This is a genomic window from Syntrophorhabdaceae bacterium (assembly GCA_028698615.1).
Lineage (GTDB): Bacteria > Desulfobacterota > Syntrophorhabdia > Syntrophorhabdales > Syntrophorhabdaceae > Delta-02.
On sequence record JAQVWF010000032.1, the window covers coordinates 1 to 10,022 of the forward strand.

Annotated in this window: 12 protein-coding genes; 6 read left to right on the forward strand and 6 right to left on the reverse strand. The window is 54.0% G+C overall.

Annotated features, from left to right (window positions below; all coding sequences use genetic code 11):
• Nucleotides 1-225, forward strand: a 225-nt coding sequence (locus PHC90_10565) for a hypothetical protein (protein MDD3846788.1), incomplete at its 5' end; no start/stop codon positions are given.
• Between the two features lie 20 nt (nucleotides 226-245).
• Nucleotides 246-671, forward strand: coding sequence for a hypothetical protein (locus tag PHC90_10570; protein ID MDD3846789.1), 426 nt, complete (start codon nucleotides 246-248; stop codon nucleotides 669-671).
• Nucleotides 672-751: 80 nt separating this feature from the next.
• On the opposite strand, the gene PHC90_10575 is transcribed toward PHC90_10570, so the two are convergent.
• Nucleotides 752-1,753 (reverse strand): DnaB-like helicase C-terminal domain-containing protein, encoded by a 1,002-nt coding sequence (locus PHC90_10575; protein ID MDD3846790.1) that lies wholly within the window; start codon nucleotides 1,751-1,753, stop codon nucleotides 752-754.
• A 105-nt stretch (nucleotides 1,754-1,858) separates the two neighbouring features.
• Complete coding sequence (locus PHC90_10580; GenBank protein ID MDD3846791.1) at nucleotides 1,859-2,887, reverse strand: site-specific integrase; 1,029 nt, start codon at nucleotides 2,885-2,887, stop codon at nucleotides 1,859-1,861.
• 500 nt (nucleotides 2,888-3,387) lie between these two features.
• Here PHC90_10580 and PHC90_10585 point away from each other — a divergent pair, with 500 nt between their 5' ends.
• A complete protein-coding gene (locus tag PHC90_10585; protein MDD3846792.1) occupies nucleotides 3,388-3,930 on the forward strand; it encodes a hypothetical protein in 543 nt (180 codons plus the stop codon).
• A 19-nt stretch (nucleotides 3,931-3,949) separates the two neighbouring features.
• Here PHC90_10585 and PHC90_10590 read toward each other — a convergent pair whose 3' ends face one another.
• From PHC90_10590 to PHC90_10600, 3 genes are read right to left on the reverse strand one after another with little or no spacing between them, the layout of a single operon-like run.
• The gene (locus PHC90_10590; GenBank protein ID MDD3846793.1) at nucleotides 3,950-5,779 is read right to left on the reverse strand and encodes an adenine deaminase C-terminal domain-containing protein; all 1,830 of its coding nucleotides are present in this window, start codon (nucleotides 5,777-5,779) and stop codon (nucleotides 3,950-3,952) included.
• A gap of 3 nt (nucleotides 5,780-5,782) precedes the next feature.
• A complete protein-coding gene (locus PHC90_10595; GenBank protein MDD3846794.1) occupies nucleotides 5,783-6,193 on the reverse strand; it encodes a CoA-binding protein in 411 nt (136 codons plus the stop codon).
• Complete coding sequence (locus tag PHC90_10600; GenBank protein ID MDD3846795.1) at nucleotides 6,177-6,794, reverse strand: thioredoxin domain-containing protein; 618 nt, start codon at nucleotides 6,792-6,794, stop codon at nucleotides 6,177-6,179. The genes PHC90_10595 and PHC90_10600 overlap by 17 nt, the downstream gene beginning before the upstream one ends.
• Nucleotides 6,795-6,995: 201 nt before the next feature.
• On the opposite strand from PHC90_10600, the gene PHC90_10605 reads away from it, so the two are divergent.
• Genes PHC90_10605 through budA form a run of 3 tightly spaced genes read left to right on the forward strand, consistent with a single transcriptional unit; the run spans nucleotide 6,996 to nucleotide 8,456 of the window.
• Nucleotides 6,996-7,334: a hypothetical protein gene (locus PHC90_10605; protein MDD3846796.1), complete on the forward strand. Its 339-nt coding sequence runs from the start codon at nucleotides 6,996-6,998 to the stop codon at nucleotides 7,332-7,334.
• Entirely contained in the window at nucleotides 7,331-7,666 is a 336-nt protein-coding gene (locus PHC90_10610; protein ID MDD3846797.1) for a hypothetical protein, read from the forward strand. Before PHC90_10605 ends, PHC90_10610 begins: the two co-directional genes overlap by 4 nt.
• Before the next feature lie 13 nt (nucleotides 7,667-7,679).
• Nucleotides 7,680-8,456: an acetolactate decarboxylase gene (gene budA / locus PHC90_10615; protein MDD3846798.1), complete on the forward strand. Its 777-nt coding sequence runs from the start codon at nucleotides 7,680-7,682 to the stop codon at nucleotides 8,454-8,456.
• A 177-nt stretch (nucleotides 8,457-8,633) separates the two neighbouring features.
• Here budA and lon read toward each other — a convergent pair.
• Nucleotides 8,634-10,022, reverse strand: a 1,389-nt coding sequence (gene lon / locus PHC90_10620) for an endopeptidase La (GenBank protein ID MDD3846799.1), incomplete at its 5' end; no start/stop codon positions are given.

Sequence of the window (10,022 nt, forward strand, 5' to 3'; positions counted from 1 at the left end):
TCCGGCCTGAGGCAGGCGGCTAATGCCAATACCCTGGAGAACTTTGGCTATGTGTTCAATAAGGCCCTGGAGGGGATCTTCATCGACCGGATGGACCAGAACGAGGATATCACCGCCAGGTTCATGAACGATGGCAAATTCAGGGAAGCGGTGAGTCAGCGGCTGCAGAAGGAAATTTATGAACAGATGCGGAGGGAAGGGGAGGGCGCACCGGCTACGACGTAGCAGAGATCGATATGGGACATATGGAGCGTGTGATCGAAGAATTTCGGGACAGATTCCCCGTGCGGGGCAAGTTTGAGTTCAGCCAGGGGCAGAGGATACGCGAAGTCGTCAGGAGTGCGGAAGTGCCCGAAGAGTATGGGGCCTACATCATATCCGATCCACAAGGAAGAGTCCTCTATATTGGCTGCAGTGGAACGATGCTGAACAACGGTGAGTTTCGAATGCAGACTCTTCGAGGCAGGCTGACAAATAGACAGGGCCGACGTTCCCGGCAGGAGTTTTTTGGGGATGTGCTGAGAGAAAGAGGCGTCCAGAGTCTGCATTTCGAGTGGTTTGTTACATTTGGTGGAGCAAACAAGGTTCTTCCGAGCCTCGCAGAAAGCCAATTACTCCAGGCGTATTTTGATGACCACGGAAGGCTTCCGCCTTATAACGAGAGAGCATGATGCTTGCCCCGGCTATCTGAGGACAGTCCATTTTAACTCACTGGCAGGATGAAGGGTTCGAGGCCTTTAGCTCGTGCGACTCAGTCCTTCCGCGGGTTTCTGAAAGTCATCTGGCTACCGATGAACCTCAACTCGACAGAGTCTATCGGGCCGTTACGTTGCTTCCCGATTATCACCTCGGCAGTTTCCTCGCTGTCATCTCCATACTGGTCTTGGTATTGGTATATCTCGCCACGATATACGAAGAGTATGACATCAGCATCTCGCTTAATAGCCACGCTGTCGCTGAGGTCGGAAAGCTGCGGCCGCCCTCTGGTCTTCTCGCTGAGCTGGGAAATCGCAATGACCGGAATGCGAAGCTCCTTGGCCAAGGCTTTCAGTAGACCGATGATTTCGAAAAGCTCTTTGTTCTGTCCCGGTATGAGTTGGAGATAGTCGATGATAATGAGGCCTACGTCACACTCCTCCTTCCATTTTCGCGCTCGATCAAGAAGTTCGGTGATGGGCAGTGCTGCGGTATCATCGATGATGAGCTTGCTTTCTAAAAGCTTCCTGCCCGCCTTGGCCAGCCTCGGCCAATTGTCCCGGGTAAACGTGCCCGTTTTGAGCTTGGTGTGGTCAATGCCTGACTCGGAGCTCAATAACCTCATGACTATCTCTTCCTTTGACATTCCCAGGGAGATTATGCCCGCCGGAATAGGGTTCATCGGCAACATGGATACATGTTGCGCGATGTTCATGCAGAAGGCGGCCTTTCCTGCGCCGGAACGTCCCGCGACTACTATGAGGTTGCCGGGCTGCAGGCCACTGGTCAGCTTGTCGAGGTCGGCAAACCCGGTGGGGACTCCGGCAACGCTCTGCTTTTTCTCGTACAAGCGCTCGATAAGCATGATGCGGTCCATCACGAAGTCTTCGACGTAGACCCCTTTCTGCTCTGCGCGCTCGTCCACGTTTGTAGCATCCGCAGTATCAGGTTTCTTCTCGGTGGCTTCCTCGACAGACACCGTGGTCTTGCTGGGCACCTTCTTCTCTGATTTCTTCTTCTTTGGTTTCGGATCTGAGTCTTTTGTTTGTGCGGTCATCCCTTTATCTTCCCTCCTGTTTCTTCATATTTTCAATCTGAGCGCGTTTTCGGGTGTGATGAATAGTCGTGCACCCATCCCCCCCCAGAAAACGTCTCAGAGGCCCTATTCCTCTTTCTCCTCTTTTCCGAACAAGAATCCTAATGACTCGACGGCGCCGGCTTGGTGCGAAGGTGAGAGATGCGCATACCTCATCGTCATGGATATGTCCGAATGCCCAAGGAGTTGGGAAACCGTAGCCAAGGGGGTTCCGCCCATCACAAGGTGGGATGCAAAGGTATGCCGCAGGTCGTGAAAGTGGAAGTCTTTGATTTTCGCGGTCTCCAGGGCTGACGCGAAAGAGCGTTTTACATCCTGCAATGGTTTCTTGGTGCTCGGGTTGTAGAATACCCAGGGAACGGAAGGGTCACGGGGAAGGGCGGTGAGGGTTTCCTTCAAAATGGCGCTGATGGGTATCTCCCGACGCTTCCCGCTCTTCGTTTTCTCGAGGAATATGAAGCCGTGCTCAAGGTCGACCTGCCTCCAGGTCAGAGACAAGATTTCTCCCCGGCGCATTCCCGTGCTCAACGCCGTTATCACGATGGGTTTCAAGCGGGCATTGCAGGCCTCAATGAGAGCTTGTGCCTCGCCCTGAGATAAGAAGCGGAGCCGGGTGTTGCTGACCTTCGGGATCGTGCCCTTGCCGACAGGATTGGGGCCAGCCCAGGCCTTTTCGTGGATTGCGCTGTTGACGATGCGTCTCACAAGCGCCAGGACGTGTTTCACCGTCTGCGGAGCCATGCCTGACTGGTGCAGACGATTGCGGAGATCCCTCATGGTGCCGGGGTTGATCTCATCGAGGTGGCGCCCGCCCAGGACATTGAGATGGCAATTGTATCTGGATTGGTCAGCAGCGTACCCGCTTTTTCCTGCAGCCTTGAGACTGTCAAGGTATGTTTTAGATACGGACGCGAAGGTAGGTGAGGAAGGTTTGATCGTCTCCGGAAGGATGTTGCCGACGGCAATGCCGCGGAGCTTTTCTGCACGGACAAGGGACGCAAGCTTGGCATCCACCCCCCGGCTCTTCCAGCCGACCTTTTCCCATTTCTTCTTTCCACCCTGCTTGTAGGTGATGTCGTAGCAAATGTCCCTCACGGGGGTCCCGTCAGGTTTACGGGTGCGGATGGCTTTTCTTTCATACACTCCTTGATACTGTGTCGCTTTTCGCTTATTCTTTTCCGTGGAGGTTCCATTGGTTTCTATTCTTGGTTCAGGTTTGGTGATTCCCGTGCTACCCGGTACGCTACCCTTTGGCGGATGTTTCGATACTGGCATAGATAAACTCGTCCTTTCTCATCACTCGGAATTGGAGGAAAATGCTGTTTCAAGTACTTTATATTGTTAGATATAATACGTCAAGAGATTTATGTATACAAACATCGACAAATACGGTTATATATAGAGCGTTGGCCTCCGGAGCCAAAGGCCCCGCGTTCGAATCGCGGCGGGCGCGCCAGTAAAAACTAAAGAGCAGCAGGATATTCTCAAAACGTGCTGAAACATACCTGTCCAGTCCATATCGATTATTATCCGCCTCCGCAAATCTTTAATTTACAAACTGTTGATCGAATGATATTGGTAATATCGATAGAATTATGGATAAAGTTTTTTGGGTTAAGGAGAAGAGGATGAAAAACGCATTGCTGATGTTGATCGCCCTTTGTTTGTTGATCGGATTTGCAGACAATACGCCTGCAGCGGGCAGCGAGGACAAGAAGACAGGGGAGATGAAATCAGGATCAACTGCGATCAAGGAAAAGAACGTACCGGCAGAAAATAGCAAGTTTGATGAAACGACAACGCAGTATCTTAAAAAGTTCAGGAGCATCAATTCGGAACTGGTGGCTGCTCACCGCGAGCTATACAGGTACAACAATCCCGAAAGAACCCCAAAAGGCATAAATATGGCTGACATTATGGATCAGGAAAGTACGTCACGGGAAGCCAGGGAACGGGAACAAACAGTCAGCGGCAAGAAGGCCGGGACGGAGGAGAAAATTAGCAAGCTCCAGAAGGATGTTGAAAACCTGAAACAGGACATGCTCAAGCACTATAATGGGAAACCGCCTAAACATGTATCGGATGCGTGGCAAACCGAAGAAGGCTACACCGCGTATTTGATCTCCAAGTACAAATAATTCGGACACGCCGACCCCTTCAGGCCAGATCTCTCCTGGGCCAGAGCACCTTGTTGTTCTTCACGTCGATGATGCCCCGATAGTTGACCCGCACCTCGGGAAGAAAATCATTGGGCAGGAAAACGAGGGTGTACATGGGGTCATGATGGGGGTATCCTCTTGAAAAAAGGATCGATTGGAATTCTCTCTCTTTTTTGGCAAGTTCGGGCAGGTCTTTTTCGGACATGACCCCACCGATGGGTAAGGCCAGTTCGTAGCACAGGCGGCCCTTGTCGAAGATCACAATGCCCCCCTTTATTTCGAGGACCCTGTTCACGGCAGCGCTCATCGCCTCAGGGTTCGTTCCGATGACCAGGATCTGGGCCGCCGTGTTGTACGAGGAGACCAGGGCTTCGACCCCGCTGCCAAAACCTTCGAGGAGTCCCATCGTTATCCAGTCACCGTCCCTGCTTATCATGGCCACCATGAGGTACCGGGATGTGTCGAATTCGAGAAAGCCATTGCGGGAAGGGAGATCGACCCAGTTGGTATGCGTTATGGCAGGATTCGTAAGCTCTATGACGGGAAACAGGGCGGAGCCTTCTGTGACGGGGATTCTGAAGAGATCCTTGTCTGCCTTCCAGTCGCGTTTGGAGAAGGAAGCCCTGGGAAAATATGTCTCCCAATCAATTTGTGGAAACGGCTCCACAAGTTTGCCTTTTTCTGACACGATCCTGCCGTTGGAGATGACCATTTCCGGGGTCGGTTCGTGGATGTCGCCGAGGATCACCATATCCGCATCCCGCCCCGGGGCTATCCCCCCGATCTTATGGTCGAACCCGAAGTAGACGGCGGGGTTGATGGTCACCATCCGATAGGCGTTTATTGGATCGATACCCTCCTTGAGGGCTATCCTGATCAGATGGTCGGTGACGCCGTGGGTATGATAATATTCCGGCATCGAGCCGTCCGTTGTGAGAAGAAGGCGGTCGGTCAGCACGCGGTGTCTGGTGACGGTCTTAAGAAGAAGGCTCAGGTCCGGCCTCAGGGAGCTTTCTCGGAGCATGACGTAGAAGCCAAGTCTCAGCCTGTCAAGGACGTTCTGGCCGTTGATGCTTTCATGGCAGGATTCCATGCCTGCCAGGGCAAGTCGGTTGAGCTTGTCGTACCTGGCACCCGCCGTGTGGCCGTCCACCCTTTTCTTCAGCTCTTTCGTCCGGGCAATCACCCGGGATATTTCCGAATTGCCTTTTATCAGTTCCATCCATCGGGTGATCTCACCGATGGATTGGATCCGGGGGTTCTCGAGGACGCTCACGAGATTTCCCACTGAGAACACTTCTTTTTCATCCCGCATGGGGGACTGCGGCGCCGTTCTCAACGACCAGTAATACTTGATCGGCATGTCACAGAAGGCATCCATGAATTCTTCAAAAAGCCTCGGACCCATGGCGATGTAAAAAATGAGGTCGTCGCAAAAGACCGTTGTCGTGCCCCGCCGGCACGCTTCCTGGCCGATCGATATGGGATTATACACGTCCCAGGGATGAAAATGGGGTTCGATATAACCCGGCGCTATCGTCTTGCCCTTGAGCTCAAGGACCTTCGTGCCTCCTCCGATATAATGCTCAGAAGGGCCCACATAGACGATCTTTCCGTTCTTTGCCGCAATGTTGCCTGCGAGTAATTCCCCGGAGTAGACATTGATTATAGTTCCCCCCTTTAGAAAGAGGTCTGCCGACTCTTCACGAGAAGAAATGTGTTGCGGGAAGGTTTCCTTCTTCATGGTTTCCAGGGCACTTTCGTCAGGTGTTGTTGTTGGCCTGATTGTTGGAATATCCTCGCCGGAAGACCCGAAAAGGTTTTCCATTTCCTACTTTCCGATGAGCCTTGCGTGCTCCTGCTTTATGCACAGGTCCATGTAAAAAGGGATGCCGCTATTTTCGGCTATCTTCCTGGCCTTGTCGTTTAGGATGCCAAGCTGGAGCCAGATCGCTTTTGGTGCGAGCCCGACCGCTTCCCTTACGATGGGCAGGACCTCATCGGCCTTTCTGAAGATGTTCACTATGTCTATCCTGTCGGGGACGTCGGAGAGGGAGGGATATGATCTCTGCCCCAGTATCTCCGTGTATCCCGGGTTGACGGGTATTACGCGATAGCCATGGGCAATGAGATAGCTTCCGACGACATTGCTTGCCTTCCCGGTATCTGGCGAAAGGCCGATGATCGCTATCACACGCGCCGTCTCGAGAAGCTTCTTCTGATCGTTATCCCTTTCTTCCATGGCCTTCTCTTGAGGCCTGTTTCAGGCCTTCAAACATTCGGGTTATGTTCGGCACGCCCTGGTGGAACTCTTTCTTGTCGCCTCGCACGGCAACTGCGGTCGGGGTGGCACTAATATTGTCACTGCGAAGGTACCTCTGGAGAATGGCGAAGACGGGTTTCGCCTCGAAGGGCTTCAACCTGAAACCTTTTGCAGCGAGGAACTGCTCCAGTTTATTACTGTCGACGATTTCCTGTTGCGCCGCCTCGAAAAGGGCAGCTCGCGCCTTGAGCGCGTGGGCGATCTCCTTTTTTGCATTGAGGATATAAAGGAAGTACCGGGCATACAGGGCGGAGTGTTTGTGCATGGGGGTGTCAACGAATGTGATGGTAACGATGTTTCGCTCAACGAGGTCGGCAATGAGGTACTCGATGCTGGGTTCGAGGTTTTTGCAGGCTCCGCAGAAATAGTCGGAGTAGAGCTTCACTTCAACTTTTCCTTTGCCGAAGGCCAGGAGAAACATGTCCGTAGGTTGAGTGCTGACAGTCGGTCCCGACCATGCGGCGGGTGAGATGCACATAAGCGCGATAAAGAGGATGACAGCGAGTGAAGCCTTTTTCATAATCCTAAAGTATGGTCCAGCCGATGGTTTATTGTAAAGAAAAAAAGCCCCGGCGCACGGGGTTCAAACCTGTCGAAAAGCCTTTGCGATTGACACCGGGGGAGGGTTCCATTACTTTATTACGACTATCCAAGAGTCGTCCGCCGCCAGCACCCGCGCAGATGAGCCGGGAAGAACGGCGTGACCTTGTACGGAGGAGATATGACCGATAACGACACCTGGGGACGGGACCCGCAAATACGTTACATGCGCAAGGTGTTTGCCACAGTCGAGACGGCACAGAAAGCGTTTCTGAAGGCTGTCGGTATCTCGCCCACCGACCAGCGTCTTCGCCGTTTCCGTGAAGCCGCCCTGACGTTCTTTGAGAGGTCCTGGGCGGGCGCGATGCAGCGCGGCATGGGGCCTGACGAAAGTTCCGCCGAGGCAATTTACGTCTTCTGCCTCGCCCGGGCCATGTCGATGAAAGGGGTCGACATCCCCGACGCAGCGTTGCCGCATGATGCAAAGTTAAAAAAACTCGTGGATGAGGTGCTCAAATGATCCGTCTTCGTCTCTTTGGCAGGTGCAGGATCTATCACGATCCGGTGGCTCCCGTTTTGCGCGCGCCGGCACAGGTGGGCTGGACAGCCTGGTTTCGCACCATAGACCTTGTGACCCCCCAGAAACTCAAGGGTGAGGAACTTTTGAGGCGCACTCGCGGCTGGTGGACCGTCGAACCGGAGGATGTCTCAGAGGCGGTGAGGCCTTTCGGCCGCTTCGTTGTGGGCGATGGCGGGGAATTGATGGTGGAGTTCGAATCCCAGGGCAAGGCGGATGGACTCGTCGAGGCGCTGGAAAAGAGATTTGGCGACCAGGTGCAACTGGCGCCGTGATAGGGGAGATCCAATGATAAAACGTTTCTTGGGGATATCGGTTGCTGCATGCTTTCTGTTTCTGGCGGCATTGCCGGGCTTTGCCGGAGAGGACACCATCACTCAGGTGTCGACGATAGACGCCCTCATGACCGGGGTGTATGACGGTCCTACGACCCTGGGCGAATTGCGCACAAAGGGTGATTTCGGCCTCGGGACGTTTGCCGCTCTCGATGGAGAGATGGTCTTTCTCGATGGTGTTTTCTACCAGGTGACGAGCGCGGGTGATGTCAGGAGACCGGGACCGGATATCAGGACCCCTTTTGCCGCAGTGACCTTCTTCGCGGCGGACAGGACCATGCCCCTCGCACCAGGGACAGACCTCAAGAGCTTTACCTCAAATACCCAGGGGAACTTTCCGACGCGCAACAGTTTTTATGCCGTCAAGGTGACGGGGACATTCAAAATGGTGAAGACCCGGAGTGTTCCCGCGCAGAAGAAACCCTACCGGTCCCTGACAGAGATCGTGAAGACACAGCCTATCTTCGATCTTGCCAACGTTGCCGGGACGATGGTTGGATTCTGGTGCCCTTCTTTTGCGAAGGGAATCAACGTGCCCGGCTACCACCTTCACTTTCTCCGTGCCGATGGAAAGAAGGGAGGCCATGTCCTGGATTTCATCGTCGACGACGCAACCATGGAGGTCGACGATTCCCGGGAATTCTTTCTCATTCTCCCCGCTGATGCCGCCTTCGACAAGGCCAACCTGGAGCCCGACAGAGCAGGTGAACTCAAGGCGGTGGAGAAGTAAGAAAGACGATGTTTCAGGCCTCAAGTTTCAGGTTTTACGTCTAAGAAGGCCCGTGCCCTGCCGCTGAGGCATTGTCGAGAGACCGCGTAAAGGGAAGATATTGAAAACTCCAAATGTAAAGGGGCAAGCCTGAAGCTTGCCCCTTCTTGTGTTTCTCGGCCTTGAAACCTGGGGCTTTTATTTGCTCGCCAGGCAGATGTCTATTGCTTCGTCCATCTTCTCGATGAACTTGAAATCCATGCCGTTCTTGATGCTTTCGGGAACCTCTTCGAGGTCCTTTTCGTTGAGCTTCGGCAGGACGATGTTCCTTATCCCGGCCCGCCTTGCCGCGAGGACCTTCTGCTTTATTCCGCCGACGGGCAGGACGAGGCCGCGCAGGGTGATCTCCCCGGTCATGGCCACATCGTTACGCACCGGTTTGTCTGTCAGCAAAGAGACGAGGGAAACAAGCATGGTAATGCCGGCGGAGGGACCGTCCTTGGGTATGGCCCCCTGGGGGACATGGACGTGAAGGTCGTTTTTCTCGAAGAAGTCCTCCGGTATCTCGTAGTCCCCGTATTTGCTCCTGATGTAGCTGAGCGCCGCCTGAGCCGACTCTTTCATGACGTCGCCGAGCTGGCCGGTCAGTGACAGGGCGCCCTTGCCGCGCATCTTTGTGGATTCGATGAAGAGTATGTCGCCGCCTGTCGGTGTCCAGGCAAGGCCTGTGGCGACTCCCGAATATTTTGTGCGTTCCGCGACCTCGGAGAAGAATTTGATGGGGCCAAGGAATGAATGTATGCTGTCGGCAGTGATCGTCTGCTTTTCGGTCTTGTCCTGCGCCACGTCTTTGGCTACGGCGCGGCATATGGCGGCTATCTCCCTTTCCAAATTACGGACGCCCGATTCGCGGGTGTGGGAGCGGATGACAACCTTCAGGGCTTCGTCTTCGAACTCAATATGGTCTTCTGAAAGGCCGTGTTCGGAACGTTCCTTGGGGATAAGGAACTGACGGGCGATCATGAGCTTCTCCTCCTCGGTGTAGCCGGGCAGTTCCAAGACTTCCATCCTGTCTTTCAGCGCGGGAGGTACGGGATCGAGCATGTTTGCCGTCGCTATGAACATGACCTTTGAAAGGTCAAAAGGCACTTCAAGGTAATGGTCGCTGAAGGAAAAGTTCTGTTCCGGGTCAAGAACCTCCAGGAGGGCACTTGAGGGATCGCCCCTGAAATCCGTGCCTATCTTGTCGACCTCGTCGAGCATGAATATGGGGTTATTGGATCCCGCTTTCTTGATACCTTGTATGATCCGGCCGGGAAGGGCGCCCACGTATGTACGCCTGTGCCCCCGTATCTCCGCCTCATCCCTGATGCCGCCGAGAGACATCCTCATGAACTTGCGGCCCAGGGCCCGCGCGATGGACTTGCCCAGTGACGTTTTACCAACACCCGGGGGACCGACGAAACAGAGGATCGGTCCCTTCATATCGGCCTTGAGCTTTCTTACGGCCAGGTATTCCAGAATCCTTTTTTTGACCTTCTCCAGGTCGTAATGGTCTTCGTCGAGGATCTTCGAGGCCCCGTCGAT